The organism is Variovorax sp. KK3 (assembly GCF_001984055.1).
In the GTDB taxonomy this organism is placed as follows: domain Bacteria; phylum Pseudomonadota; class Gammaproteobacteria; order Burkholderiales; family Burkholderiaceae_C; genus Variovorax.
On sequence record NZ_LYVO01000061.1, the window covers coordinates 1 to 25,908 of the forward strand.

Annotated in this window: 23 protein-coding genes; 12 read left to right on the forward strand and 11 right to left on the reverse strand. The window is 68.6% G+C overall.

The annotated features are described in order from the left end of the window. A partial coding sequence (locus B0W80_RS36425) for an S-layer family protein (protein WP_179107014.1) occupies positions 1-2,867 on the reverse strand: 2,867 nt, incomplete at its 3' end. Between the two features lie 227 nt (positions 2,868-3,094). Here B0W80_RS36425 and B0W80_RS24325 point away from each other — a divergent pair. Then, positions 3,095-3,769 carry a histidine phosphatase family protein gene (locus B0W80_RS24325; protein WP_077001738.1) on the forward strand — a complete coding sequence of 225 codons (675 nt, stop codon included), beginning with the start codon at positions 3,095-3,097 and terminating at the stop codon, positions 3,767-3,769. On the opposite strand, the gene cutA is transcribed toward B0W80_RS24325, so the two are convergent. From cutA to B0W80_RS24340, 3 genes are read right to left on the reverse strand one after another with little or no spacing between them, the layout of a single operon-like run. Then, positions 3,760-4,107 (reverse strand): divalent-cation tolerance protein CutA, encoded by a 348-nt coding sequence (gene cutA / locus B0W80_RS24330; protein WP_077001739.1) that lies wholly within the window; start codon positions 4,105-4,107, stop codon positions 3,760-3,762. The genes B0W80_RS24325 and cutA overlap by 10 nt on opposite strands. Before the next feature lie 11 nt (positions 4,108-4,118). After that, positions 4,119-4,451 carry a hypothetical protein gene (locus B0W80_RS24335; RefSeq protein ID WP_077001740.1) on the reverse strand — a complete coding sequence of 111 codons (333 nt, stop codon included), beginning with the start codon at positions 4,449-4,451 and terminating at the stop codon, positions 4,119-4,121. Between the two features lie 31 nt (positions 4,452-4,482). Further along, positions 4,483-4,728: a GlsB/YeaQ/YmgE family stress response membrane protein gene (locus tag B0W80_RS24340; protein ID WP_077001741.1), complete on the reverse strand. Its 246-nt coding sequence runs from the start codon at positions 4,726-4,728 to the stop codon at positions 4,483-4,485. A gap of 136 nt (positions 4,729-4,864) precedes the next feature. Here B0W80_RS24340 and B0W80_RS24345 point away from each other — a divergent pair, with 136 nt between their 5' ends. Next, positions 4,865-5,494 carry a YbhB/YbcL family Raf kinase inhibitor-like protein gene (locus tag B0W80_RS24345; RefSeq protein WP_077001742.1) on the forward strand — a complete coding sequence of 210 codons (630 nt, stop codon included), beginning with the start codon at positions 4,865-4,867 and terminating at the stop codon, positions 5,492-5,494. A gap of 6 nt (positions 5,495-5,500) precedes the next feature. Here the strand turns inward: B0W80_RS24345 and B0W80_RS24350 are convergent, their stop codons facing one another. Both B0W80_RS24350 and B0W80_RS24355 read right to left on the reverse strand, forming a co-directional pair. Continuing rightward, positions 5,501-6,331: a creatininase family protein gene (locus B0W80_RS24350; protein WP_077001743.1), complete on the reverse strand. Its 831-nt coding sequence runs from the start codon at positions 6,329-6,331 to the stop codon at positions 5,501-5,503. Then, positions 6,328-7,263, reverse strand: coding sequence for a LysR family transcriptional regulator (locus B0W80_RS24355; RefSeq protein ID WP_077001744.1), 936 nt, complete (start codon positions 7,261-7,263; stop codon positions 6,328-6,330). Before B0W80_RS24355 ends, B0W80_RS24350 begins: the two co-directional genes overlap by 4 nt. Before the next feature lie 87 nt (positions 7,264-7,350). On the opposite strand from B0W80_RS24355, the gene B0W80_RS24360 reads away from it, so the two are divergent. Continuing rightward, a complete protein-coding gene (locus tag B0W80_RS24360; RefSeq protein WP_077001745.1) occupies positions 7,351-8,367 on the forward strand; it encodes a zinc-binding alcohol dehydrogenase family protein in 1,017 nt (338 codons plus the stop codon). Between the two features lie 37 nt (positions 8,368-8,404). Here the strand turns inward: B0W80_RS24360 and B0W80_RS24365 are convergent, their stop codons facing one another. Then, entirely contained in the window at positions 8,405-9,769 is a 1,365-nt protein-coding gene (locus B0W80_RS24365) for a sorbosone dehydrogenase family protein (RefSeq protein ID WP_077001746.1), read from the reverse strand. A 124-nt stretch (positions 9,770-9,893) separates the two neighbouring features. Between B0W80_RS24365 and B0W80_RS24370 the strand changes: the two genes are divergently transcribed. From B0W80_RS24370 to priA, 5 genes are all read left to right on the forward strand, one after another. Next, positions 9,894-10,637, forward strand: a complete 744-nt coding sequence (locus tag B0W80_RS24370; RefSeq protein WP_077001747.1) for an alanyl-tRNA editing protein — start codon at positions 9,894-9,896, stop codon at positions 10,635-10,637. 49 nt (positions 10,638-10,686) lie between these two features. Beyond that, a complete protein-coding gene (locus tag B0W80_RS24375) occupies positions 10,687-12,891 on the forward strand; it encodes a protein-disulfide reductase DsbD (protein ID WP_179107015.1) in 2,205 nt (734 codons plus the stop codon). Positions 12,892-12,985: 94 nt separating this feature from the next. Next, complete coding sequence (locus B0W80_RS24380; protein WP_083745603.1) at positions 12,986-13,684, forward strand: redoxin domain-containing protein; 699 nt, start codon at positions 12,986-12,988, stop codon at positions 13,682-13,684. 40 nt (positions 13,685-13,724) lie between these two features. Next, positions 13,725-14,831, forward strand: a complete 1,107-nt coding sequence (gene hemE, locus B0W80_RS24385; RefSeq protein ID WP_077001748.1) for a uroporphyrinogen decarboxylase — start codon at positions 13,725-13,727, stop codon at positions 14,829-14,831. A 413-nt stretch (positions 14,832-15,244) separates the two neighbouring features. Beyond that, a complete protein-coding gene (priA, locus tag B0W80_RS24390; protein WP_077001749.1) occupies positions 15,245-17,356 on the forward strand; it encodes a primosomal protein N' in 2,112 nt (703 codons plus the stop codon). A 16-nt stretch (positions 17,357-17,372) separates the two neighbouring features. Here the strand turns inward: priA and B0W80_RS24395 are convergent, their stop codons facing one another. Next, on the reverse strand, positions 17,373-17,582 hold the full coding sequence (locus B0W80_RS24395; RefSeq protein WP_077001750.1) for a hypothetical protein: 210 nt from the start codon (positions 17,580-17,582) through the stop codon (positions 17,373-17,375). Between the two features lie 196 nt (positions 17,583-17,778). Between B0W80_RS24395 and B0W80_RS24400 the strand changes: the two genes are divergently transcribed. Beyond that, positions 17,779-18,402: a hypothetical protein gene (locus B0W80_RS24400; protein ID WP_256856678.1), complete on the forward strand. Its 624-nt coding sequence runs from the start codon at positions 17,779-17,781 to the stop codon at positions 18,400-18,402. Between the two features lie 6 nt (positions 18,403-18,408). Here the strand turns inward: B0W80_RS24400 and B0W80_RS24405 are convergent, their stop codons facing one another. Next, positions 18,409-19,419 (reverse strand): AEC family transporter, encoded by a 1,011-nt coding sequence (locus B0W80_RS24405; protein ID WP_077001752.1) that lies wholly within the window; start codon positions 19,417-19,419, stop codon positions 18,409-18,411. A 134-nt stretch (positions 19,420-19,553) separates the two neighbouring features. Here B0W80_RS24405 and B0W80_RS24410 point away from each other — a divergent pair, with 134 nt between their 5' ends. The 3 genes from B0W80_RS24410 to B0W80_RS24420 are packed head-to-tail and all read left to right on the forward strand — an operon-like array spanning position 19,554 to position 23,238. After that, the gene (locus tag B0W80_RS24410) at positions 19,554-21,656 is read left to right on the forward strand and encodes an ATP-dependent helicase (RefSeq protein WP_077001753.1); all 2,103 of its coding nucleotides are present in this window, start codon (positions 19,554-19,556) and stop codon (positions 21,654-21,656) included. Beyond that, complete coding sequence (locus B0W80_RS24415) at positions 21,653-22,081, forward strand: hypothetical protein (protein WP_077001771.1); 429 nt, start codon at positions 21,653-21,655, stop codon at positions 22,079-22,081. Before B0W80_RS24410 ends, B0W80_RS24415 begins: the two co-directional genes overlap by 4 nt. After that, a complete protein-coding gene (locus B0W80_RS24420; RefSeq protein ID WP_083745604.1) occupies positions 22,078-23,238 on the forward strand; it encodes a phospholipase A in 1,161 nt (386 codons plus the stop codon). Before B0W80_RS24415 ends, B0W80_RS24420 begins: the two co-directional genes overlap by 4 nt. 18 nt (positions 23,239-23,256) lie before the next feature. Here B0W80_RS24420 and B0W80_RS24425 read toward each other — a convergent pair whose 3' ends face one another. Both B0W80_RS24425 and B0W80_RS24430 read right to left on the reverse strand, forming a co-directional pair. Beyond that, a complete protein-coding gene (locus B0W80_RS24425) occupies positions 23,257-23,439 on the reverse strand; it encodes a DUF3606 domain-containing protein (protein WP_077001755.1) in 183 nt (60 codons plus the stop codon). A 113-nt stretch (positions 23,440-23,552) separates the two neighbouring features. Further along, positions 23,553-25,793, reverse strand: coding sequence for an NADP-dependent isocitrate dehydrogenase (locus B0W80_RS24430; RefSeq protein ID WP_077001756.1), 2,241 nt, complete (start codon positions 25,791-25,793; stop codon positions 23,553-23,555). Positions 25,794-25,908: the final 115 nt, after the last annotated feature.

Below are 25,908 nucleotides of genomic sequence, written 5' to 3' on the forward strand. Positions count from 1 at the left end.
ACCAAGAACGCCTTCGCGCTCGGCGGCGGGGGCGGCGGAGGAATCACCTGCGAGCGCAGGTACCAGTTCTCGCCGGCACCGCCCGCATCCGCGGCATACAGCCGATATTCGAAAGCACCCGCATCCACGTGGCCGCCGCCGAGCGCGAAGGCGTTCTTGGTGGTCTGGGCGGTCGTGGTGGCGCCGTTGAGCGCCGTGATCACCTCGATGCCGTTGCCCGTGGTCAGGCCACCGAGGCCGCCCCGGTTGGTGATCTGCACGGTGGTATTGCCGCTCGCGACCGCGGTGGCGCCGTCGAGCACCAGGCGGTCCGAGGGGCCGTTCGTGTTCAGCACGGTGCCCAGGCTCAGCGTGCCGGCATTGCCCACGTAGGGTCCGGTCACTGTCAGCGTCGAGCCGGCGGAGCCGCTCACCAGTGACACCGTGCCGCTGTTGTTGAGCGAGGCCACCGTCTGATTGAAGCCGGCCGTGTCGAGCGTGGCGCCGACCGCCACGGTGTGCGCCGATGCGGCGCTCAGCGTGTTGACGGCGCCCGCACGCAACGTGCCGCCGGCAACCGTCGTGGCGCCCGTGTAGGTATTGATGCCCGACAGTGCGAGCGTGCCGACGCCGTTCTTGACCAGCGAGCCTGGCGTCGCGGAGAAGGCCGGGCTGTTGGCGATGCTGCCCGAGAAGGTGCCGGCACCCACGGTCAGCGTGGAGCCGGCCAGGCCCACCGTGCCGGTGCCGTCGAGCTGACCGATGGTCTGCGCCGCGTTGAGCAGCAGCAGGCCGGGTTGCGCTTGCCCGTTGACGTTGTTGCCAGCCGAGTTGACCGTGACGGTGGCCGTCGGCGACAGGCGGGCGTTCCCGTCGGTGAAGACGGTGCCGTTGCCGTTGATGGTCAGGGCGCCCGGCACGTTGCCGGCGCCGTTCACGACCAATGCCGCATTGCCCTGCACGGTGGTTGCGCCGGCGTAGTTGTTGGCCGCCTGGAAGTTGTAGCTGCCCCAGGACCCGGCCGCGCTGGCGTCCAGCGTGATGCCACCGCCGCCGCCGATGGCGCCCGCGAAAGTCAGCGTGCCCTGCGCCGGGACCATGGTCAGGGTCGAGTTGCTGGCCAGCGTGACCGGCCCGCTCCAGGTCGTCGAGGCGTTGGGGGCGAGGTTGGCCGCGCCGTCGAGGACCACCGCGTTGGTGATCACCTGGTTCACGGCCGGCGTGCCAAGCGTCCCGCCGATCAGTGTCAGCGCCCCGCCGCCGATCGAGGCACCGCTCGCGACCGTCAAACCTCCTGCCTTCAGGACTGTCCCGTTGCCGTACGTATTCAACGCGTTGGTGACGGTGGTGGTGCCGGTGCCGGCCTGCGTCAGCGAGCCGGTACCGTCGATCAGGTTGCCCAGCGCGTAGTTGTCCGACCGGTTGACGACCAGCGAGGCGTTGTTGGTGATGGTCCCCTGCACGCTGCCGGTGGCGCCGCCGTTGCCCAGCTGGATCGCGCCGGCGCTGATGGTGGTGCCGTTGGTATAGGTGTTGTCGCCGGTCAGCGCCAGGGTGCCGGCGCCGACCTTCACGACCGCACCGTTGCCCGCCAGGATCGGGTTGATGATGATGCTGCCCTTGCTGTCGGTGAGACCGGGGCCGGTGTTGCCGATGACGCCACCGTAGACGTCGTTCTTGCCCAGGGCGCCGACTTCCAGCGTGGCGTCGCCGAGCACGACGATGCCGGTGCCCGACAGCGAACCGATCGCCGCATTGACGCCCGTGTTCATGGCGTGCACGTAGATCTGCCCCGTGGGGCCGTTGACGACCGATGCACCGCTGAGCGTCGCGACGTTCGCGACCTGCAGGGTGCCGCTGGTGTTGGCGATGGCCGCGCTGCCGCCGGTGCTCGACTCCTGGAAGACGAGGCGGCCGCCGTTGTTGGTGATATTTGCTTGCTGCGCGGTGGAGCCGCTGCCGGCGCCGCCGCCGAACACCGCGTACGAGCCCGCGCCGTTGACGTTGATCGTCGCGGTTCCCGCCGTGGCGCCGCCCTGGAACTGAATGCCGCTGTTGGTGCCGTTGATGTCGGTGCTGGGCTGCACCGTGATCGCGAGCGCACCGGCGCTGGCGCCGGGGCCCTGGAAGCGCAGCTCGGCATTCGTGCCGACGGTGACGGGGCCGGTGCCGAGCGAGCCCGCGGTGCTGGTCTGGACATTGAGCCGGCCAGCCGTGCCGTTGCCTTCGAGCACGGTGCCGCCGCTGTAGTTGTTGGTGGCGTTGTCGATGGCGAGGCGCTGGGTCTCGACGCCCAGCGCGTTGGTGCCGCTGTTGCGCAGCGTGAGCACGCCGGTGCCGGTGATCTGCCCGGTCAGCAGGTTGCCAACGGTGCCGGCCACGTCGATCGCGCCGTTGGCCGCGCCGACGGTGATGGTGCGCGCGCTTTCGAAGTTGCTGGCGCCAATGCGCAGCGCACCGCCGTCGAGGACGATGCCGCCGCCCGGAGCGCCCAGGTTGCTGTTGACGTCGTCGGTGCTCACCTGCAACGCGCCGGCGTTGATGGTGGTGTTGCCCTGGTAGGTGTTGTTGCCGGTCAGCACGACGATGCCGGCACCGGTCTTGATGATGCCGTTGGTACCGCTGATCACGCCGCTCTGCGTGGCGGTGCCGGCATCGGCGCTTTGCAGCGTGATGTTCGATGGCGTAGTGTCGATCGGTGCGGTCAGGACGTCGCCGTTGTTGTAGACGACCTGCGCGCCGCCTGGCGCCGCCAGCAGGCCGAGGCCGGCGGCAACCACCACGGTCGCGAGCCCGCTCGAACGCTTGCCACGCGTGGCCGTGGCTTCCGACACGGCCACCCATGCGCCGATCGCCTCGTTCCAGACGCTCCTGTATGCCTTGTTCATCCTTGTGCTGACCTTCTGATTGATGTCGCAGCGCGCCTGCGGGCGCACCGAGCGCACAGCAATGTCGCGAAAGGTCGCATTCTTACACGGTGAGAACTTTTTGATTCACTCGCTTACATGAAACGTTGCTTTTTGCACGCTTGGTCGAAGTTGATGCTAAAGCGCTACAAACGCGCCGGTCGCCGCCGTGACCGCGCGGCGCGGCAGCGGCCGGCAGAATTCGCGGCATGGGAACCCTCTACCTCGTGCGCCACGGCCAAGCCAGCTTCGGCGCGGACGACTACGACCAGCTCAGTGAACTGGGGCAGCGGCAGTCACGTCGGCTCGGCGAGTACTGGCGCGAGCGCGGGATGCAATTCGACGCGGTCATCACCGGCACGCTGAAGCGCCACCGCCAGACCTGGGAAGGCATCGCCGAGGGCCTGGGGCTGTCGGAGCAGGACGTGCTGCCCTGGCCCGGCCTCAACGAGTACGACGCCGAGGCGGTCATCGCGACCATCCATCCCGAAAAGCTGCAAAAACCGGAGTCGCCCGAGGCTTACCGGCACCATTTCCGGCTGCTGCGCGATGGCCTCGGCAGCTGGATGCAGGGCCGCACCACGCCGGTCGGCATGCCGAGCTACGTCGACTTCCTGGCCGGCGTGACCACGGCGCTCGACCACGTGCGCGGCAGGCACCACGGCGCGCGCGTGCTGGTGGTGTCCAGCGGCGGGCCGATCAGCACCGCCGTGGGCCACGTGCTGGGCACCAGCGCCGATACCACGATCGAACTGAACCTGCGCATCCGCAACACCTCGGTGACCGAGTTCGCGTTCACGCCCAAGCGCCACATGCTCGTCACCTACAACACGCTGCCGCACCTCGACGGCCCGGCCTACGAAGGCTGGGTCACCTACTCCTGAGGCACGGCCGGCGCACCGCCGCCGCGGCTTCCCGCGGCCAGCCATTGCAGATAGTCCGGCGAACCGCCCGTAATGGGCACCTGCACGACCTCCGGCGTTTCGTAGCTGTGGCGTTCGCGGACGAAGGCCTCGATCGCTTCGTAGCGCGCGGGCAGCGTCTTGATCATCAGCAGCCATTCAGGCTCGTGGTGCGGCTCGTCCTTCCAGATGTAGAAGCTGCGCACGCGCTGCACCTGCACGCAGGCGGCGAGCCGTGCCTCGACGATGGCGGAGGCCAGCGATTCCGCTTCGTCCTCGGTGCTGGCGGTGGTCATCACGATGCAGGCGGTGTGGTCCATGGGTTCTCCGTTCAGGCTTGCCAGACGCCGTAGCCTTTCTCGCGCAAGGCGATGCCGAGCTCGACTTCCATTTCGCGGGCCGCCTCGTAGGGCATGGGGTTGTAGGCCTCGTAGAGCCCTGGCAGCAGCCGCAGCCCGTAGTCCCGCACGAAGCTGTTCGCCTGGATGCCGGCCTTGTGCTTGTCGAAGCGTACGTCGGGATCCAGCCCCGTCATGCCGACGTAGACGAAGGGGCGCCCGAGCTGGTAGCCGGGATTGGCGCGGCGGAAGCGGGCGATGTTCCAGACCCGGTCGTCGAGCTCGACCACGTAGACGTGGTGGTGCGCCCTGGCGCGACGGCCCATCGCCGCCTCCGATCTTCGCGCCGTCCGCGGCCTACTTGCGCCGGAGCAGGCCCCAGACGAAGAGCAGCACGATCGCGCCCACCACCGAGGCGATGAAGCCGGCGCCCTCGCCCGCCGTGTACCAGCCCATCGCCTGGCCCACGTAGGTCGCGATCAGCGAGCCGGCGATGCCGATCAGCGTGGTCACGATGAAGCCGGCCGAGTCGTCGCCCGGTTTGATGGCGCGCGCCACGAGGCCCGCGACGAAGCCGATCAAGATGGTCCAGACGATGCTCATACGGTTCCTTGAGGGACGAAAGGTGGAGGCGGGGAAGAGCGGCTGCCGGCGGCAGGGCTCGATTCATGATAGCGGAGCACTGTGCAGCTCTCGCGTCCTACACGCCACTGCAGAGCCGCGCGCTATACCTCGCGCCATGCTCGAAAAACTTCCCGATGCCATCGGCCAGGCCCTGCAAGGCGTACGCGCCGGCCTGGACGAGATCGCCTTCAACACGCTGGGCCTGCGCGAAGGCATGGCCTCGATCACGCTCGGCAGCCTGGCCTTCGCCGACCATGCGCCGATCCCGGCCCGCTACACGGCCGACGGCGAGGGACTGTCACCGCCCTTGCAATGGACGGGCGTGCCGCCGGGCGCTGCATCGCTGGTGTTGCTCGTGGAAGACGCCGACTCGCCCACGCCGAATCCGCTGGTGCATGCGATCGCGGTCGGCCTGCCCGCCGAAGATGGCAGCCTGGCCGAAGCTGCCTTTCCCAGCGCCGACAACGAGGGGAGCGGACTGCATGCCGGTCGCAACTCCTATCTGCAGACGGCCTGGCTGCCGCCCGACCCCCCACCGGGGCACGGCGTGCACCGATACGCCTTCCAGCTGTTCGCGCTCGACGCCATGCCCGAGTTCTCGGAAACGCCGGGCCGCGACGAAGTGATGGAACAGCTGCGCGCGCATGCGCTGGCCAGCGGCCTGTCAATCGGCACCTGCGAGCGGCCCGACGGCAGCATCAAGATCGAGGACGCCGCACCTGCCGGGCCTGCGGTCGCAGGCTGAACCGGCTCAGGGCAAGGGCCCGGTGTACGCGGTCGACAGTGGCAGGCGGGAGATCTCCGCCAGAAGATCGGCCAAACCACGCGCTGCCGCGTCCACCACGGCCTGACCCTTCGCAGCGCTCGCGGCCGCCGCATTGCCGGCTGCGCCTTCGGGGTTGTAATCCTCCATGGCCCAGCCCAGCCTGGCGCTGCGGCCGTTGCCGAGCACCGGGTAGTCGGCCGCGCGTTGGCGCGAGGTCGAGCCGAAGTCGCGCGCGGCGCTCATCTCGACCTGCGACGGCGTCAGCGCCAGCATCATCGAAGTTTCGATTTCGCCGGCATGCACGCCGAAGCGGTGCTCGTCGGCGCTGAACTGCGCGCCCGCCTCGCCGAGCGGCAGGTTGAACCAGCTGGCGCCGTAGACGATGAGCCCGTGCGCCACGCGCAGCTCGCGCGCCACGATTTCCATGGCGCCGGTGTGCCCGCCATGGGCGTTGAACAGCAGCAGCTTGCGAACGCCGGCCTGCGCGACGCCGGCGCCGATTTCGCGCCAGAGCCGGATCAGGGTTTCGGAAGAGAGGGTCAAGGTGCCAGGAAAGCGCGCGTGCTCGGGACTGAGGCCGATCGCCTGGGTCGGCAGGAAAAGCACCGGCAGCTCCGGCGCCAGCAGGGGCAGCGCGGCCGCCACGATGCCGTCGACCAGTGTCGAATCGACGCCCAGCGGCAGGTGCGGACCATGCTGCTCGGTCGCCCCCAGCGGCAGCACCGCAACGGTGGCGGCGGGATCGAGACCGGCGAAATCGGGCGCACGGAGTTGCGACCAGAAGCGGCTGCGGGGAGCGGACGTGCGGGCGGTCATGCGGCGATCTTAGTGGCCGGACCGTCTTCGAGCGGCAAGAGCGCCGCGAACTTCGCGGCCAGAAAGTCCACCAGTGCGCGGACGCGAGCGGGCACGAAGCGACCGCTCGGCAGCAGGGCGTGCAGCGGATAGGGCTCGGTGTCCCAGTCGGGCAGCAGCCGCAGCAGCGCACCCGACGCTTCGTCGCTGCGCACGTCCAGCATCGACTTCAGCGTGATGCCGCGCCCCTCGACGGCCCACTGGCGCGCCAGCGAGGCATCGTCGGCGATGCGGTCGCCGTCCACCCGCACCTCCGTCCATTGACCGTGCCGCGCGAAGCGCCAGATTCGCTGGCGCCGGCCGCTGCGATGGAAGGTCAGGCAGTTGTGCTTCAGGAGGTCTTGCGGCGCTTGCGGTGCGGGATGTCGCGCCAGATAGGCCGGGGCTGCGCAGAGCACCGGGCGGGAGTCGGCCAGCTTGCGCGCCACCAGCCGCGAATCGGCCAGCGCGCCGTAGCGCAGCGCCACGTCGACCTCGTCGCGCGTGACGTCGAGCGGGCGGTCGCCCACCGACAGCGCGAGCTGCAGCCCCGGGTGGGCTTCCAGAAACTCGTCGAACCACGGCAGCAGCGCGCCCCGCGTCAGGTCGGACGGGGCGGCCACGCGCAGCGTGCCGACCAGGTCGGCCCGATCGGCAGTCACCAGCGACTCGCCCTCGGCCAGCAGTTCGAAGGCCCGGCTCGCGTAGTCGAGCAGGGTCTGGCCTTGGGGCGTCAGCCGCATGGCACGCGTGGAGCGCTCGAACAGGCGCGCGCCCAGTTGCGCCTCCAGCCGCTTGAGTGCGGCGCTGGCGGCGGCCGGCGTCAGGCCCAGGCTGCGCGCCGCCGCAGTCAGCGTGCCGCCGCGCGCGGTGTGCACCAGCACGTGGAGGTCGGCCAGATTTTCAATCTTCATTTGAATTTGAAGCAATGAGCGCGGGGATTATCAAATGCGGACACAAGCCCTAAAGTTTCTGGCATTGCTTTTTTCCAGGACTTGCCCATGAAAGCCGTCGGCTACCGCCATTCGCTCCCCATCGACGACCCCGCCTCGCTCGAAGACCTCGAACTGCCCGCGCCCACCCCGGGATCGCGCGATCTGCTCGTCCGCGTGAAGGCGGTGTCGGTGAACCCCGTCGACACCAAGATCCGCAAGAACGTGGCGCCCGAGGCCGGCCAAGCCAAGGTGCTGGGCTGGGACGCGGTCGGCACGGTCGAGGCCGTCGGCGCGTCGGTCACGGGCTTCAAGGCAGGCGACCGGGTTTTCTATGCGGGATCGATCATCCGCCCCGGTGCCAACAGCGAGCTGCACGTGGTCGACGAGCGCATCGCGGCGCTGGCACCCCGCAGCCTCGACGACGCCCAGGCTGCTGCGCTGCCGCTGACGACCATCACCGCCTACGAGCTGCTCTTCGACCGCCTGCGGGTGCCGAAGAACGGCGGCGCCGGCCAGACGCTGCTGATCGTCGGCGGTGCCGGTGGCGTCGGCTCCATCCTGATCCAGCTGGCGCGGCAGCTCACCCAACTGCGCGTGGTCGCCACGGCGTCGCGCGCCGAGACGCGCGCATGGTGCCTGTCACTCGGAGCGCACGCGGTCGTCGACCATTCGAAGCCGCTGGCGGCCGAGTTGCGCGATGCCGGGATCGGCGAAGTGGACATGGTGGCCAGCCTGACCGAGACCGCGCGCCACTATGCGCAGATCATCGAGAGCCTGCGGCCGCAGGGCCAGCTCGCGGTGATCGACGACGCGCCGGTGCTCGACGCGATGCCGCTCAAGGGCAAGTCCATCTCGCTGCACTGGGAGCTGATGTTCACGCGCTCAAAGTTCGAGACGGCCGACATGGCGCGCCAAGGCGAGTTGCTGGCCGAAGTGGCGGCGCTGGTCGATGCGGGCCGCATCCGTACGACGGCCAACGCCGGCTTCGGAACCATCAACGCGGCGAACCTGCGCAAGGCCCATGCGCTGATCGAAAGCGGCAAGGCCCAGGGTAAGGTCGTGCTGGCGGGCTTCGACGCCTGAGCGCGGTCGGCCGCTGCTTCGCACCCCGTTTCGCGCCCTACTTCGCGCGCGCCACGCGCCAGACGACGTTGCCCACGTCGTCGGCAACCAGCAGCGCGCCGCTCTTGTCGAGCGTCACGCCCACCGGGCGCCCCTGCGCCTTTTCCTCTGCGTTCAGGAAGCCGGTCAAGAAATCGACCGGCTGCCCGCTCGGGCGGCCGCCGATGAAAGGCACGAACACCACCTTGTAGCCCGAGAGCGGCTTGCGGTTCCAGGAGCCGTGCTCGCCGATGAAGACGCCGTTGGCGAATTCAGGCGGCATGCCGCGCGGGTGCGAGAAGCTCAGGCCCAGCGCGGCCACATGCGCGCCGAGCGCGTAATCCGGCGCCACTGCCTTGGACACCAGGTCCGGGCGCTGCGGCTGCACGCGCACGTCGACGATGCCGCCGTAGTAGCTCCACGGCCAACCGTAGAAAGCGCCGTCCTTCACCGAGGTCAGGTAGTCGGGCACCAGGTCGCTGCCGATCTCGTCGCGCTCGTTGACCACCGTGAACAGAACGTTGGTGTCGGGCTCCCAGGCCATGCCGTTCGGGTTGCGCAGGCCACCGGCGAAGAGGCGCTTTTCGCCGGTCTTCACGTCGACCTCCCAGATCGCGGCGCGGCCTTCCTCGGCCGCCAGGCCGTTCTCGCCGACGTTGCTGTTGGAACCTACGGTCACGTAGAGCTTGGTGCCGTCGCGGTTGGCGATGACGTTCTTGGTCCAGTGGTGGTTGATGCCCGCGGGCAGGTCGGTCACCTTGACCGGCGCCGCGTCGATGCGGGTCTGGCCTTCCGTGTAGGGCACTTTGACGAGCGCATCGGCATTGGCCACGAAGAGTTCGTTTCCGACCAGCGCCACGCCGAATGGCGACATCAGGTTCTGCATGAACACCTGGCGCACTTCCGCCGTGCCGTCGCCGTTGGCGTCGCGCAGCAACGTGATCCGGTTGGCGCTGGGCGCCGTGGCGCCGGCGCGCTTCTGGACCATGCCCATCACCTTGCCACGCAGCTTCTTGAAAAGCCCGTCGTCGGACGATTCGGGCTTTGGCGGCTTGTTGCTTTCGACCACCAGCACGTCGCCGTTGGGCAGGGTGTAGACCCAGCGCGGGTGGTCCAGGTTGCGCGCGAGGGCCGTCACCGTGAAGCCGTTCGGCGCGGTCGGCCCGGCGGTGTCGGTCCAGCCCACGGCCTCTGCGACCTTGACCGTCGGCACCAGCGTCTTGTTGGGCGCCGGCAGCTGCGGCGTGGGGCCGACGCCCGCCTCGTGCGGCAGCTTGGCCGTTTCTCCACAGCCGGCCACGAACAGGGCGGCGGCGCAAACTGCAGCGAGCGCGGGCAGGCGGAGTTGGGGAAGGCGGCGTCGGGCGAAACGGGTCATGTCCATGGAATCCTTGAGGGCGGGCGATCGAGCCTCATCATCCGGGCCCGCGCGGGCCAGGGGATGTCGGCTGTGGGCGAATTCCCGCGTGGGCGCACCCCGTCTCGACGGCACCGCTACCATTCGGGCGATGACCGACGACCTGTTCCGTTCCGATGCCTACCTGCGCGAGTGCCAGGCCCGCGTGCTACGCATCGACGAAACGGGCGTGGTGCTGGACCGCACGGTGTTCTACCCCCTCGGCGGCGGGCAGGCAGGCGACAGCGGGCACCTGGTGCTGGCCGACGGGCGCGAACTGGCAATCGCCGACACGCGCAAGGCCAAGGACGCCGAGGGCCGGCCCACCAGCGACATCGTCCACCTGCCCGCACCTGGACAGGCCGACGTGCTGGACTCGCTGAAACCAGGGGACGCCGTCACCGCCCGCATCGACTGGGCGCGGCGCCACCGGCTGATGCGCTTCCACACCGCCACCCACCTGCTGTGCCACCTGGTGCCGCAGCCCGTGGACGGCTGCTCGATCACACCCGACTACGCCCGCCTGGATTTCCACATGACCGAGCCGCTGGACAAGGAGTCGCTCAGCGCCGGCCTGGCTCGTCTGGTGGCCGCCGGCCTGCCGCTGGCGGTGGGCGCGATCACCGATGCCGAGCTCGATGCCAACCCGGCCCTGGTCAAGAGCATGAGCGTGCAGCCGCCGCGCGGCACCGGCACCGTGCGCACCATCCGGATCGGCGAACCCGACACCATCGACTTCCAGCCTTGCGGCGGCACGCACGTGGCCAACACGAGCGAGATCGGCGGCGTGGTCGTGACCAAGATCGAGAAAAAGAGCGCCAGCACCCGCCGCGTGGTGCTGGGCTGGTCGGCCTGATCGGGCGGCACCGGAACTTCGCCCACCCCGCACGCTCCGACAAACCGGCATGGCTTTCCTCCGCTCCTTCCGCCTCGCGGCCTTCCTGGCCTCCGCCCTCGCGGCCTGTCTGCCGGCGGCTGCCCAGCTGGCCTCCCGGGCTGGGCCGGTCGTCACCACGCCGCACGTGCGCGCGGAGCTGGTGGCCCAGGCACCCCAGGGCGTTGCGCCGGGCGCGCCGGTGTGGGTCGGCCTGCAGATCACGCACCAGCCCGAGTGGCACACCTATTGGAAGAACGCCGGCGACTCCGGTCTGCCCACCGAGCTGAGCTGGTCGCTGCCGGCGGGGCTGTCGGCCGGCGACATCGACTGGCCGGTGCCGAAGAAGATCCCCATCGGCACCCTGGCCAATTACGGCTACGAGAACACCGTGCTGCTGCCCGTGCCGATCGCGGTGGCGCCCGACTTCAAGGCGCCGGCCGCCCTTGCCGGCGGCGCGGATTCGGTGGACATCAAGCTCAAGGCGTCCTGGCTGGTCTGCCGCAAGGAATGCATCCCGGAAGACGGCGAGTTCCTGCTCAAGCTGCCCGTGCAGGGCTCCACAGCGCTGCACCAGGCCGCCTTCGACGCGGCGAAGGCGGCCCAGCCCGCGGCCCTGGCCAAGACGGGATCGGTCGCGATCGAGGGACAGGCGCTCAAGGTGAGGCTCGAAGGGCTTCCGCCCGCAGCGCGCGGCAAGACGCTGGAGTTCTTCCCCGAGGTCACCGAACTCATCCACACGGCCGCGGTGCAGGGCAAGGACTGGACCCAGTCCTGGGACGGCGACACCTGGACCGCCACCGTGCCCCTGGCCGACCAGCGCAGTGCCAGCCCCACGACGCTGCCGCTGGTGGTCGCGCTGTCCGAGGCCGATCGCCAGCCCGGGCAGCCCGTGGCTTGGCGGGCCGAGTCGCCGATCAGCGGCAGTTGGCCCGCGGTGGCGCAGCGCGCGCAGGTCTCGCCCGCACTTCAGGCTGCATTGGAAGCCAATGCCGCGCCATCGCAAGCGCAGACGCAGTCGCAGTCGCAGCCCACCGGCAGCCTGGCGGCCGCGCTGCTCGGCGCGCTGCTCGGCGGCCTGCTGCTCAACCTGATGCCCTGCGTGTTCCCGGTGCTCGCGATCAAGGTGCTGGGCTTCACCCGGCGTGCCGACGACCATCGGGGCCATCGCCTGGCGGCGGTGGCCTATACCGGCGGCGTGATGCTCTCCTTCCTCGCGCTTGGCGGTGCGATGCTGGGCCTGCGCGCTGCCGGTGCCGAACTGGGCTGGGGCTTCCAGCTGCAGTCGCCGGGCGTGGTGGCCGTGCTCGCAGGCCTGTTCACGCTGATCGGGCTCAACCTGGCGGGGCTGTTCGAGTTCCGCATGCTCGCGCCGTCGTCGGTGTGCAGCGCCCAGGTGCAGCATCCGCTGGCCAACGACTTTCTTTCCGGCGTTCTGGCGGTGGTCATCGCATCGCCCTGCACGGCCCCTTTCATGGGCGCCTCGATGGGCTTCGCGATCGGGCTGCCGGCGTCGCAAGCGCTGCTGACCTTCGCCGCGCTCGGCCTGGGCCTCGCCCTGCCCTACCTGGCGGCCGGCTTCGTCCCCGGCGTCGCGCGCCTGCTGCCACGGCCCGGGCCGTGGATGAACGTGCTGCGGCGCCTGCTGGCTTTTCCGATGTTCGCCACGGTCGCCTGGCTCGTCTGGGTGCTCGGCCAGCAAAGCGGCATCGATGGCGCCGGTGCGCTGCTGGGCCTGTTGGTCTGTCTGGCCGCCGTCGTGTGGGCCTTGACGCTGCGCGGCCGGACCCGCGTGGTGCTGGCCGGCCTGCTGATCGGCGTGACCGCGGTGTTGGCCGGCGCGATCGGCGGCAACGTGCTGCGCGGCGTGCCGCCCGCCATGGCCGCCGCCAGTGGCGAACGTTGGGAGCCCTGGTCGCCCGAAAGGGTGAGCGCGCTGGCGGCCGAGGGCCGGCCGGTGTTCGTCGACTTCACGGCCGCCTGGTGCGTCACTTGCCAGTACAACAAGCGCAGCACTTTGGCAGACGCCGAGGTGCTGGCCGAATTCGACGCAAGAAGGGTCGCGATGCTGCGCGCCGACTGGACCCGGCGCGACCCCGAGATCACGGCCGCGCTGACGGCTCTGGGCCGCAGCGGCGTGCCGGCTTACGTGCTGATGGCGCCGGGCAAGGCACCGGAGGTGCTGACCGAAATCCTGGGCAAGGACGAGCTTCGCGCCGCCCTCGCCAGACTTTGACCCTGCCTCTTCACGGGTTGTCACAAGCCGTCGAGGAAACCGTTCTAAGCTGTCGCGACAGTTGAAAAATTTACAACAGGAGTTCAAGCTGACCATGACCGCATCGTCAACCGCCGACTCGCGTTCCCTGCGCGCTGCGCGCCGCGCCCGCGCCGCCCTCAGCCGGGCCTCGCGGCGTGCCGTGATGGCCGCCGCCGTGGCCCTGGGAGCCACCTTTTTGATGGGCACCAACGCCGAGGCCGCGCCCGCCGTGGGCCAGAAGGCGCCCGATTTCGTCGCAGTGGACACCAGCGGCAAGCAGCATCGGCTGTCCGATTTCGCCGGCAAGTTCGTGGTGCTGGAATGGACCAACCCGGGCTGCCCCTTCGTGCGCAAGCACTACGGCAGCGGCAACATGCCCGCCACCCAGAAAGCCGCCACCGCCAAGGGCGTGGTCTGGCTGTCCGTCAACTCGACCGAACGCGCTGCCAGCGACTACCTGAAGCCCGCCGCGCTCGACGCATGGATGAAGGAGCAGTCGGCCGCGCCCACCGCGGTGCTGATGGACGAAGACGGCGTCATCGGCCAGGCCTACGCCGCGCGCACCACGCCGCACCTGTTCATCATCGATCCCATGGGCACGCTGGTGTACGCCGGCGGCATCGACAGCATCGCCTCGAGCCGGGTCGACGACATCAAGACGGCGACCAACTACGTGAACCAGGCGCTGGGCGAGGCCTTCGGCGGCAAGCCGATCAGCGCCGCGGCGACGCGGCCCTACGGCTGCTCGATCAAGTACAAGTCGGCCGCCTGACCGACCCCGCCCGCGCGGAAGGCCCTGCGACAATCGCGGGATGCCTTTCGCCCCCTTGAAGAACGACACTTTCCTGCGCGCCTGCTGGCGCCAGTCCACCGACCAGACGCCCGTGTGGCTCATGCGCCAGGCCGGGCGCTATCTGCCGGAATACGTGGCGACGCGTGCGAAGGCCGGCAGCTTCATGGGCCTGGCCACGAACGTGGACTACGCCACCGAAGTCACGCTGCAGCCGCTGGCGCGCTACCCGCTCGATGCGGCGATCCTGTTCTCGGACATCCTGACCGTGCCCGACGCCATGGGGCTGGGCCTGTCGTTCGAAGCCGGCGAAGGCCCGCGTTTCGCGCGTCCCGTCCGCGACGAGGCCGCCATACGGGCGCTGCGAGTGCCCGACCTGGAGCGCTTGCGCTACGTGTTCGATGCGGTTGCTTCCATCCGCCGCGCGCTGGATGGACGGGTGCCGCTGATCGGCTTTTCGGGCAGCCCCTGGACGCTGGCCTGCTACATGGTCGAAGGCGCCGGCTCCAGCGACTATCGGTTGGTCAAGACACTGCTGTACAGCCGGCCGGACCTGATGCACCACCTGCTCGCGGTCAACGCCGATGCCGTGGCGGCTTATCTCAATGCGCAGATCGACGCCGGCGCGCAGGCCGTGATGGTGTTCGACAGTTGGGGCGGCGTGCTCGCCGATGGGGCGTTCCAGGACTTCAGCCTGGCCTACACCGCACGCGTGCTGCAGCAGCTGAAACGCGAGGGCGTCGACGGGCAGCCGGTGCCGCGCATCGTGTTCACCAAAGGCGGCGGCCTGTGGCTCGAGGACATGCGCGGCCTCGACTGCGAAGTGCTGGGGCTGGACTGGACGGTCGACCTGGCCCGCGCGCGCGCCCTCGTCGGCGAAGGCCCGGGCGCCAAGGCGCTCCAGGGGAACATCGATCCGAACGTGCTGTTCGCGCCACCCGCGCAGATCGAGGCCGAGGTCGACAAGGTGCTGAATGCCTTCGGCCGGCCCCATACGGACCCTTCGGCCGCCGGCCCGACCCACATCTTCAATCTCGGGCACGGCATCAGCCAGTTCACGCCGCCCGAGCACGTCGCAGCGCTGGTCGCCGCTGTGCATGCACGGTCACGCGCGCTGCGCGGCAACTGAGCAGCACCTGAGTACCAACTGATCAGCAGGGCGTCCCCTCCTGGCTTCGGTTATGGCTTGTAAGCACCTGAGATCGCCTGTCACGCATTTGTCAAGTTCATCCATGGTGAGGACGGACTGACTTATGCACAAAACGGCTGTTGCATCGCAGAAAAGCTTCTGGGGCACCGATGACAGCGCTCCCAGAGCCATGGTGTTGCTAAGTTGTTGATTTTTATAGCTTTTAAACTTTGCCGTTTTTGCGGGCATTCCAGCGGAAGCCTTGATTTTCAAGGCTTCGCGGCTTGTGGAGCCCCGATATCAACAAAGTTATCCACAAGAACTCTGGATGTCCGCCAAAGCACTGGCAAATCAACGACTTAGGCTGCTTTGCTCCAACTTGCTTTAACCCAGACGCGGAAGGAAGGCGCGCTTTGAGCTGGCGTCTCGAGGTGGCAGTTCAGACCCCCGCGCACAGCGCATTAGGGGATGTACTGAGCTACGCCAGCCGGGAATCGTTGCCCCCAGGCACGCTGGTGCGGGTGCCGCTGGGCCGGCGCGAGGTGCTGGGCGTGGTGTGGTCGGGCCAGCCCGCCGCGCCCGAACTGAGCGATACCGACGGGCCGGCGATCAAGCCGGTAGCCGGCGCGCTGGACGCGCTGGCGCCGCTCGGCGAGGCATGGCGCGACCTGGTGGGCTTCGCCGCCCGCTACTACCAGCGCTCGCTCGGCGAAATCGCGTTGGCGGCCCTGCCGCCGCAGTTGCGCGACCTGAGCGCGGTGCAGCTCGCGCGCCGCTTGAAGCGTCAGGCGGTGCCGCCGGAGGCCGCGGCGGAGGCGGCCGGGGCGGCCCACGCCGGTCTGCCGCCTAGCGCCGAGCAGACCCGGGCCCTGGCGCGCTTCGAAGCGGAACCCGGTCCTTTTTTGCTCCATGGCAGCACCGGCAGTGGCAAGACCGAGGTCTATCTCCAAGCCGTCGCCGCCTTGCTCGACCGCGAGCCTGGCGCGCAGGCGCTGGTGATGGTGCCGGAAATCAATCTCACGCCACAGCTGGAGGCCCGCTTCAAGGACCGCTTCGGCAGCACGGCCGTGGTGTCGCTGCACAGCGGCATGACCCACCCCCAGCGCCTGGCCAGCTGGCTGGCCGCGCACGCGGGCGCAGCGCGCATCGTGCTGGGCACGCGCATGGCGGTGTTCGCCTCGCTGCCAACGCTACGGCTGATCGTGGTCGACGAAGAGCACGACCCGAGCTACAAGCAGCAGGAAGGCGCCCGTTACTCGGCCCGAGACCTGGCCGTGTGGCGCGGGCGGCGCGAGAACGCCAAGGTGATGCTGGGTTCGGCCACGCCGTCGCTGGAAAGCTGGCACCAGAGCCGGCCGGCGGAAGGCGACGACCCCGGCGGACGATATTCGCGCCTCGAGATGCCCACGCGCATCGGCACGGCAGCGCTGCCGGCGGTGCGCCTGGTCGACATGGGCCGGCAACCGGCGCGCACCGTGCTGTCGGATGCGCTGTTGGAGGCCATCGGCCAACGGGTGGCGCGCGGCGAGCAGAGCATGATCTTCCTCAACCGGCGCGGCTACGCCCCGGTGCTGGCCTGTGGCGACTGCGACTGGAAGAGCGAATGCCCGCACTGCAGCGCGTACCGGGTCTTCCACAAGATCGACCGCACCCTGCGCTGTCACCATTGCGGCTTCACCGAACGCGTGCCGCGCGCCTGCCCGTCCTGCGGCAACCCGGACATCGCGCCGGTGGGCCGCGGCACCGAGCGGCTGGAGGAGCACCTGGGCGAGCTGTTCGCCGCAGTGAAACGACCGGACGGCAGCCCGGTGCGCATCGCCCGCATCGACGCCGACAGCACGCGCAAGCAAGGCGCATTGCAATCGCAGCTGGCCGCGGTGCATGCCGGCGAGGTCGACGTTCTGGTGGGCACTCAGATGATCGCCAAGGGGCACGACTTTCGGCGCATCACGCTGGTGGCCGCCGCCAACCCCGACGGCGCGCTGTTCTCCAGCGACTTCCGTGCGCCAGAGCGGCTGTTCAGTCTGCTCATGCAGTCGGCAGGACGGGCGGGGCGGGATGCGGCCTACCTTGCGGCTCAAGGCGCGACCGCCGAGATGTGGATCCAGACCCACCACCCGCAGCACCCGTTGTTCGAGGCGCTGCGCAAGCACGACTATCCCGCCTTCGCGCAGCGCGAGCTGCAGGATCGCGCCGCCGCCGGCATGCCGCCCTTCGCCTTCCAGGCATTGCTGCGTGCCGATGCCCGAACGCAGGAAGGGGCGCAGGCCTTTCTCAATGCGGCCAGCGCCGCGGCAGAGGGATTGGAGCGCGCCGAGTTGGTGACCCGCTACCCGGCAGTGCCGCATGCCATCCAGCGTGTGGCCAACGTCGAACGGGCGCAGTTGCTGATCGAAAGCCGTTCACGCGTCGCGCTTCAGAAAATGTTGTGGGCCTGGCAGCCGCTGCTGCACGGGCTGCGCCGCGAGCCCGAGGGCAAAGGGGTGATCCGATGGCTGGTCGACGTCGACCCGCAGAGCATCTAGCGATCGAACGGGTGCCTCAGTGGAGCCCGATCGGCAGCTTGCCCATTTCGATGTAACGAAGCGCCGAGCGCCGTCGGCGCTGGGCCGGGTTGGGCCATGCGAACAGCAGGAAGCTGGCCGCAGCCGCCGCAAGCGCCCCGCCGGCGCCCAAGGCGCCCGCGAGCCAAAGCCAGCCCACGGTGGCAACGCAGACCACCCACAGCACCCAGCGCAACCAAGTCGTCATGGCATTTCCCCGGTTTTGAGCCCACTTTACCAGCAGGACTGCAAACAGAAGCATTAGTCAAATGGAGTAAGTAACACTAACAGCCAATGGCCCTGCGTTCGTTCACGCCCTATCCTGAGCCCTTGACCGACAGCGCCGGCGGCCGATGTCGGACAAAGTCGGGTACTTCGACGGGCAAACCTGAAAGGCTGCAGGCGTGAAAAGCTGGTTGTTGGTTGTAGCCATCCTCGCCGCCGGTGCGCAGGCGGCGGAGATCGAACTCGAAGGCAGCCGCCTGCGGGTCAGCGGCATGCTCGACGGCAGCGCCATCGGGCAGTTCATGGAGCACCTGGGCGGCGGCCAGGTGCGCACGGTGATCTTCGAGAACTCGCTGGGCGGCACCGCAGAGGTCGCGGGCGCTTATGCCCGTGCGATCCGGGACAGCGGCGTCAACACGGAGGCGCGCGGCCAATGCCATGCGGCGTGTGCCTACGCTTTCCTGGCCGGCAAGGAGCACCGCTTCGCGCGCGGCTTCCAGGTCAACGGCCTGCTGATTCCGGTGGCCGTGCGACCCGGACCGCAAGAACTGTCCAGCCGCTGGCGAGGCGACGAAGCGCACAAGACGCTGGCCGAGTTCACCGAGCCGGCCGGCGAAGCGAATGCCGCCAAGGACCGCTGGCAACCCACGCAGGGCGTGCTGTTCACCTCCACGCCCACGCTCTTCGGCCGCGTCTACAACGCGTTCTATTGCGACGGCACCCAGGGCCGGGACATGTCGCGCTGCGAATTGCTGAGCGATGCCGACCCCTACAAGCTCGGCGTGCTCACGCCCTGGCCCTGAGGTGCGTCAGCGAAGCCAGCCCACCGCCAGAGGAAAGCTGAAGAAGGTTGCGACGGTCGTCCAGAGGATGATTCGCGCGATGCGCCCATTGTCGGCACTGAAGCGTTCGGCCAGCATGGCCACGTTGCTGGCGCTGGGCAGCGCGGCCACCAGCACGATCGCGACCAGCGCCTGCTGCGATAGCGGCACGCCCAGCGCGATGGCCGCGCGTCCCGCGCCGTAGACCAGCAGCGGATGCACCGCCAGCTTGATGGCCGTCACCGACAGCAGATCGGCCGGCCTCGCCTGCGCGGCCGCCCGAACGCCGCTGCCCATGGCGGCGGCGACCAGCGCGCTGGCCCGGTGCTCGCGCGCCAGCAGGGCCGAGCGGGCCAGTACGGCGCCGATGGTGAACAGCGCGACCGGCGAGGCGGCATCGCCCAGCATCGCGATCGTGCGCTCCAGCGGCGCCGGCAGGGTCAGGCGCAGGGCAGAGACCAGCCCGCCCAGCAGGATGGCCCAGGGCATCGGGTTCTGCACGATGCCGCGCAGCGCCTGGCGCGCGGCACGGGAGGGCCCGTGCGCGTCGGCGCCGTCCAGGCGCGACAACGCAATGCACAGCGAGGACGTCAGCACCAGGTCGAAGGCGATGGTGATGATCATCGGCGAGGCCGCTTGCGCACCCAGGATGGCGATCAGCAGGGGCAGGCCCATGAAGCCGGTGTTGGGAAACGCGGCCACGAGGGCGCCGAAGGCGGCGTCGTTCCAGCCGATGCGCTGCCGCCGTGCCAGCCCCACGGTAAGGGCGACGACCGCGAAGGCGCACACGCCCCACACGAGCACCACGCCGCCGTCGAGCAGCTGCCCGATAGGCGCGCCGGCCCCGAAACGGAACAGCATGCACGGCAATGCAAAGTAGAGAACGAAGGCATTCAGGCCCGGGATGGCGCCGAGCGGCAAGGCCCCGCTGCGGGCTGCCGCATAGCCGGCCGCGATCAAGGCGAAGAACGGGAGGGTGACGAGGAGGATCTGCAGCACGCGCGTGATTGTCGTTGCGTGACTTGCGTGACATGCGGCACATGGCGACACAGCTTTCACATGACCTTGCATCGGGCCGGCCCCGTATCATTGCCCGCTTTGCCCCTGGCGCCGCCCCGCCCTTCCCTTTCTTCATGTCCGGTCTCAATCTCGCGCAGCAGGAAGCCGTCAACTATCTCCATGGTCCCTGCCTCGTGCTGGCGGGCGCCGGCTCGGGAAAGACGCGCGTCATCACGCACAAGATCGCGCGGCTGATCCAGACGGGCGTCGCGCCGCAGCGCATCGCGGCCATCACCTTCACCAACAAGGCCGCGGCCGAAATGAGGGAGCGCGCCAAGGGCCTGATCGGGCGCGACGCCAACAAGGTGGTGGTGTGCACCTTCCATGCGCTGGGCGTGCGCATGATGCGCGAGGACGGCGCCGTGCTGGGCCTGAAGCCAGCCTTCAGCATCCTCGACAGCGACGACGTCACCAAGATCCTCAAGGATGCCGGCGGCACCACCGACGCGGCGACCGCGCGCATCTGGCAGTGGACGATCAGCAAGTGGAAGAACATGGGGCTCACCGCAGCGCAGGCCGAAGCCCAGGCTGCCGACGACAACGAGCGCATCACCGCACGCATCATGGCCCGGTACGAGGAGCGCCTGACCGCCTACCAGAGCGTGGACTTCGACGACCTGATCGGCATGCCGCTGAAGCTGCTGCAGGACCACGAGGAAGTGCGCGCCAAGTGGCAGGCCGCGCTCGGCCACGTGCTGGTCGACGAATACCAGGACACCAACGCCACCCAGTACGAAGTGCTCAAAGCTTTGGTGGGCATGAGGGGCCGCTTCACCGCAGTGGGCGACGACGACCAGTCGATCTACGGCTGGCGTGGCGCCACGCTGGACAACCTGCGCAAACTGCCGGTGGACTTCCCCACGCTGAAGGTCATCAAGCTCGAGCAAAACTACCGCAGCACCAGCGCCATCCTGCGCGCAGCCAACAACGTGATCGGGCCGAATCCCAAGCTCTTTCCGAAGACGCTGTTCAGCGAACTGGGCGAAGGCGAACCGGTGCGCGTGGTCGATGCCGACCACGAACAGCACGAGGCCGAGCGCGCGGTGGCGCGCATCGTCAGCCTGCGCAGCAGCGACTCGGTGACGCAGGGCCCGCAGTTCAAGGAGTTCCGTGACTTCGCGATCCTCTATCGCGCCAACCACCAGGCGCGCGTGTTCGAGCAGGCCCTGCGAAAGGCGCAGATTCCGTACAAGGTGTCGGGGGGGCAGAGCTTCTTCGACCGTGCGGAAATCAAGGACCTGTGCGGCTGGTTCCGCCTGTGGGTCAACAACGACGACGACCCGGCCTTCCTGCGCGCCGTAACCACGCCGAAGCGCGGCATCGGCCACACCACGCTGGCCGGCCTCGGCACCTTCGCCAGCCAGTACAAGCTGAGCCTGTTCGAAGCGCTGTTCTCGTCGTCGCTGCCGAGCGTGATGGCCAAGCGCGCCATGGAAGGCCTGCACGAGTTCGGGCGCTACATCAACGACCTCGAGTACCGCGCGCGCCGCACGCTGGGCGCCGAGGATGCGCGCGCATTCCTGAACGACTGGCTCAAGGAAATCGAGTACGAGAAGCATCTCTACGACGGCGAGGACAGCGAGCAGGCCGCGGCCAGCCGCTGGACCAACGTGATGGAGTTCTGCGACTGGATGGCGCAGCGCTGCGGCGGCAAGGTCAGCGACCCCTCGGGCGCGACCACCGACACCGAAGCCAAGACCCTGCTCGAAGTCGCGCAGACCATCTCGCTGCTGTCCACCATCAGCGAGCGCGAGCAGGACCAGAACGTGGTCACGCTTTCTACCCTGCACGCGTCGAAGGGCCTCGAATGGCCGCACGTGATGCTGATCGGCGTCAACGAGGGGCTGCTGCCCTTCAAGCTCGACGACGGCGGCGGCCGCCAGCAGAAGGTGAGCGACGACACCCTGCAGCGCCTGCAGGAAGAGCGGCGCCTGATGTACGTGGGCATCACGCGCGCGCAACGCAGCCTGGCGGTGAGCTGGACCAAGCGCCGCAAGCAGGGCCGCGAGATGGTGCCGGCGCAACCCAGCCGCTTCATCAGCGAGATGGCGCTCGACCAGAAGACCGTCAAGGAAGACCCGCGCGAAAAGCTGAAGGCGCTGCGCGCCGAGTTCGCACGCAAGGCCCAGCAAAATGCGGCGGCCGCCGCTGCCGCGCAGGCCGCGCCGGCGCCATGAAGCGGCTCGTCCTGTTGGCTGCATGCCTGGCCGCATGCGGCGCGGCCGCCCAGCCGGCCTGCCCGGCGAACGGCCGCGAACTGCCGGTGGAAGCCCTCTACGGCCGCTGGGAGGCGCGCATCGACGGGCAGCCCGGCATCGCGCAGGTGCGGCTCGAGAGGCACCCCGACTATGCCGGCGTGCGCGGCACCGTCACGCGCGGCGGTGGCACGAAGCCTGCGACGGTGGCGCAGCTTGCGGGCGACGTCGACGACGAAGGCATGCTGAACATCGACGAGTCGGCGGATGGCCGCGCCATCAGTGGCAGTTGGCTGGGCGAGCTTCAACCGGGCTCGTGCGGCAAGGAATTCAAGGGCACGTGGCGCAATGCGTCCGACGACAGCACGCATCCCTTCGTGCTGAACAAGACAGGCACCTGGCAATGAAGACACGCATCACCACCCTCGCAACGCTCCTCGCCGCCGGCTTCGGCCCGGCGCTGGCGCAGACCCCACCCGCCGGCACGCCGCCGAGCCCGCTGTCGGAGGCGCAACTGACCTGGCAGCAATGCCAGCGCCTCGCCGCCGACAACGACGCGCGACTGGCCTGCTACGACCGCTGGGCGCAACAGCAGACGCTGCCGGCGGCCGTCGTGCCCAGCGCACCGCCGGTGCTCGCAGCGACCCAGCCGCCCGCACCCGTGGACGCCACGGTGCCCGCCACGCGCGTGGTCTCGGTCGCCAAGGAAGAAGGCTGCCGCGACCGGCAGTACTCGGCGCTCTCGCGCTTCTGGGAGCTGGAGAACGGCAGCGACTGCGGCACCTTCGTCTTTCGCGGGTACCGGCCGCTCAACGTCTCGTTCTCGACGGCCGATTCCAAGCCCGACACGCCCACCTCGCCCGCGGCCGGCCACACCGGCACCTACATCCCCTACCAGGCCAACGAGATGCGCATCGGGCTGTCGGTGCGCACCAAGCTCGCCCAGGGCATGCTGACGCAGAACGACCCGGTCAAGAAAGACTCGCTGTGGTTCGGCTACACGCAGCAGTCGACCTGGCAGCTGTTCAATGGCGACATCTCGCGGCCCTTCCGCACCACCGACCACGAGCCGGAGCTGATGTACGTGTATCCCACCGACCTCAAGCTGCCGGGCGGCTGGCGCTGGCGCTACGCGGGCGTGGGCCTGGTGCACCAATCGAACGGCCAGAGCCTGCCCTACTCGCGCAGCTGGAACCGCGTGTACCTGATGGGCGGCATGGAGCTGGACGACCGATTCACCCTCACGGGCCGCGTCTGGCAGCGTCTGCACGAGAGCGAGTCGAACGACGACAACCCGGACATCGCGAACTTCATCGGCCGCGCCGAGATCACAGGCCGCTGGAACCTCAGCAGCGAGAACACGGTCGGCGTGACCCTGCGCCACAACTTGCGCGACAGCGGCAAGGGATCGATACGGCTCGAATGGCTGAAGGCCATCGGCGATTCGGCGAAGAGCAACCTGCGCTTCCATACGCAGCTGTTCCACGGCTACGGCGACACGCTGGTCGACTACAACCGCAAGCGCACCGTGTTGAGCATCGGGCTCAGCCTGGTCGACTTCTGACGACCGGCGAGCAGCGCGTCATTCGCGGGCGGCCAGGTGGTCGCGCACCGCGGTGACGTGGTCGCCCACCTGGAAGAGTGCATCGCGAAGCTGCGCCTCCGAGCAGCGCAACTGCTGGCACCAATAGCGAAGCTCCAGGGGATCGTCGGCGAGGATGCGCCCCGGGTCCAACGGCTTGAAATGGCTGAGATCGTCGGTCATGCGGGCCTCCGCGACGGGCGCGATCGGGTCTTTATAGGCGTCTGCTGTTCAATCCGCAAGACGGTGTGCGCGTGGAACGGGCCGGCCGGCCCGTTCCACGCGCATGCGGCCCGTCAGGAAGCGGCGGCAGCGGCCAGTGCCGCATTGAACGTGGCGCTGGGACGCATCACCGCGTCGGTCTTCGATGTTTCGGGCAGGTAGTAGCCGCCGATGTCGGCCGGCTTGCCCTGCACGTCGGCCAGTTCGCCGACGATGGTCTTCTCGTTGGACGACAGCGCCGCGGCCAGCGGCTGGAAGTGCTTGGCCAATGCGGTGTCTTCGGTCTGCTCGGCGAGCGCCTGCGCCCAGTACAGCGCCAGATAGAAGTGGCTGCCGCGGTTGTCGAGCTGGCCGGTCTTGGGCGAGGGGCCCTTGTTGTTGTCCAGCAGCTTGCCGGTCGCAATGTCGAGCGTCTTGGCCAGCAGCTTGGCCTTGGCGTTGCCGTTCTTGAGGCCCAGGTCTTCGAGGCTCACGGCCAGCGCGAGGAATTCGCCCAGCGAGTCCCAGCGCAGGTGGTTTTCTTCCACCAGCTGCTGCACGTGCTTGGGGGCCGACCCGCCCGCGCCCGTTTCGTACATGCCGCCGCCGGCCATCAGCGGCACGATCGACAGCATCTTGGCCGAGGTGCCCAGCTCCATGATGGGGAACAGGTCGGTGAGGTAGTCGCGCAGGATGTTGCCGGTGGCGCTGATCGTGTCCAGGCCGCGCACCACGCGTTCGAGCGAATAACGCATCGCACGCACCTGGCTCATGATCTGGATGTCGAGCCCGGTGGTGTTGTGCTCGTGCAGGTACATCTTCACTTTGGTGATGAGCTGCGCCTCGTGCGGACGGTATGCGTCGAGCCAGAAGACGACCGGCATGCCCGAGTTGCGTGCGCGCGTGACGGCCAGCTTGACCCAGTCGCGAATCGCGGCGTCCTTGGTCTGGCACATGCGCCAGATGTCGCCCTGCTCGACGTTCTGGCTCATCAGCACCTCGCCGGTGGCCAGGTCGGTGATGTTGGCGACACCGTCTTCGGCGATCTCGAAGGTCTTGTCGTGCGAGCCGTATTCCTCGGCCTGCTGGGCCATCAGGCCGACGTTGGGCACGGTGCCCATCGTGGTCGGGTCGAAGGCGCCATGCCACTTGCAGAAGTTGATGATCTCCTGGTAGATGCGGGCGAAGGTCGATTCGGGCATCACGGCCTTCACGTCCTTCAGGCGGCCGTCGGCGCCCCACATCTTGCCGCCGTTGCGGATCATCGCGGGCATCGAAGCGTCGACGATGACGTCGTTGGGCGAATGGAAGTTGGTGATGCCCTTGGCCGAATCGACCATCGCCAGCTCGGGCCGGTCTTCGTGGCAGGCATGCAGGTCGCGCTTGATCTCGTCCTGCTTGGCGCTCGGCAGCGTGGCGATCTTGTTGTAGAGATCGACCATGCCGTTGTTGACGTTGACGCCCAGCTCGTCGAAGAGCTTTCCGTGCTTCTCGAAGGCTTCGCGGTAGAAGATCTTCACGCAATGGCCGAACACGATGGGGTGCGAGACCTTCATCATCGTGGCCTTGACGTGCAGCGAGAACATCACGCCGGTCTTGTGTGCGTCGTCGATCTCTTTTTCGTAGAACTGCAGCAGCGCCTTCTTGCTCATGTACATGGAATCGATCACTTCACGATCCTTGAGCGCGACCTTCGGCTTGAGCACGATGGTCTTGCCGCTGGCGGTGATGAGTTCCATCTTCACGTCGCGCGCCCGGTCGAGCGTCATCGACTTTTCGCCGTGGTAGAAGTCGCCGCCATGCATGTGCGAGACGTGCGAGCGCGAGGCCTGGCTCCAGTCGGCCATGCTGTGCGGGTTCTTGCGGGCGAACTCCTTCACGGCCTTGGGCGCACGGCGATCGGAATTGCCTTCCCGCAGCACCGGGTTGACCGCGCTGCCGATGCACTTGTTGTAGCGCGTGCGGATGTCCTTTTCGGCGTCCGTCTTCGGGTTCTCGGGATAGTCGGGGATCTTGTAGCCCTTGCCCTGCAGTTCCTGGATCGCAGCCTTGAGCTGGGAGACGGAGGCGCTGATGTTGGGCAGCTTGATGATGTTGGCGTCGGGGCGCAGCGTCAGCTTGCCCAGCTCGGAGAGGTTGTCCGGCACCCGCTGCGATTCGTCCAGCGCTTCGGGGAACTGCCCCAGGATGCGGCCGGCGACAGAGATGTCGCTGGTGGCGACTTCGATGCCCGCCGGCGCGGTGAACGCCTGGACGATGGGCAGCAGGGAGGCCGTCGCCAAACGCGGCGCCTCGTCGGTGAGGGTATAGATGATCTGGGAATTGGTGGTGGTCATGGCGGCTTTCTGATGCGCTGGGCGACAACGCGCGTCACGAATGGACGGCGTGCCGAATGGGCAAAGACTTTATCGAGTCGAGGCGTGGCGCGCTCAGCATTGTGAGCGAATTCGA

Bases quoted from the DNA above. Each gene is read 5' to 3' on its own strand.
- B0W80_RS24325 (WP_077001738.1), top strand. From the start codon at position 3,095: ATGGGAACCCTCTACCTCGTGCGCCACGGCCAAGCCAGCTTCGGCGCG.
- cutA (WP_077001739.1), bottom strand. From the start codon at position 4,107: ATGGACCACACCGCCTGCATCGTGATGACCACCGCCAGCACCGAGGAC.
- B0W80_RS24335 (WP_077001740.1), bottom strand. From the start codon at position 4,451: ATGGGCCGTCGCGCCAGGGCGCACCACCACGTCTACGTGGTCGAGCTC.
- B0W80_RS24340 (WP_077001741.1), bottom strand. From the start codon at position 4,728: ATGAGCATCGTCTGGACCATCTTGATCGGCTTCGTCGCGGGCCTCGTG.
- B0W80_RS24345 (WP_077001742.1), top strand. From the start codon at position 4,865: ATGCTCGAAAAACTTCCCGATGCCATCGGCCAGGCCCTGCAAGGCGTA.
- B0W80_RS24350 (WP_077001743.1), bottom strand. From the start codon at position 6,331: ATGACCGCCCGCACGTCCGCTCCCCGCAGCCGCTTCTGGTCGCAACTC.
- B0W80_RS24355 (WP_077001744.1), bottom strand. From the start codon at position 7,263: ATGAAGATTGAAAATCTGGCCGACCTCCACGTGCTGGTGCACACCGCG.
- B0W80_RS24360 (WP_077001745.1), top strand. From the start codon at position 7,351: ATGAAAGCCGTCGGCTACCGCCATTCGCTCCCCATCGACGACCCCGCC.
- B0W80_RS24365 (WP_077001746.1), bottom strand. From the start codon at position 9,769: ATGGACATGACCCGTTTCGCCCGACGCCGCCTTCCCCAACTCCGCCTG.
- B0W80_RS24370 (WP_077001747.1), top strand. From the start codon at position 9,894: ATGACCGACGACCTGTTCCGTTCCGATGCCTACCTGCGCGAGTGCCAG.
- B0W80_RS24375 (WP_179107015.1), top strand. From the start codon at position 10,687: ATGGCTTTCCTCCGCTCCTTCCGCCTCGCGGCCTTCCTGGCCTCCGCC.
- B0W80_RS24380 (WP_083745603.1), top strand. From the start codon at position 12,986: ATGACCGCATCGTCAACCGCCGACTCGCGTTCCCTGCGCGCTGCGCGC.
- hemE (WP_077001748.1), top strand. From the start codon at position 13,725: ATGCCTTTCGCCCCCTTGAAGAACGACACTTTCCTGCGCGCCTGCTGG.
- B0W80_RS24395 (WP_077001750.1), bottom strand. From the start codon at position 17,582: ATGACGACTTGGTTGCGCTGGGTGCTGTGGGTGGTCTGCGTTGCCACC.
- B0W80_RS24410 (WP_077001753.1), top strand. From the start codon at position 19,554: ATGTCCGGTCTCAATCTCGCGCAGCAGGAAGCCGTCAACTATCTCCAT.
- B0W80_RS24415 (WP_077001771.1), top strand. From the start codon at position 21,653: ATGAAGCGGCTCGTCCTGTTGGCTGCATGCCTGGCCGCATGCGGCGCG.
- B0W80_RS24420 (WP_083745604.1), top strand. From the start codon at position 22,078: ATGAAGACACGCATCACCACCCTCGCAACGCTCCTCGCCGCCGGCTTC.
- B0W80_RS24425 (WP_077001755.1), bottom strand. From the start codon at position 23,439: ATGACCGACGATCTCAGCCATTTCAAGCCGTTGGACCCGGGGCGCATC.
- B0W80_RS24430 (WP_077001756.1), bottom strand. From the start codon at position 25,793: ATGACCACCACCAATTCCCAGATCATCTATACCCTCACCGACGAGGCG.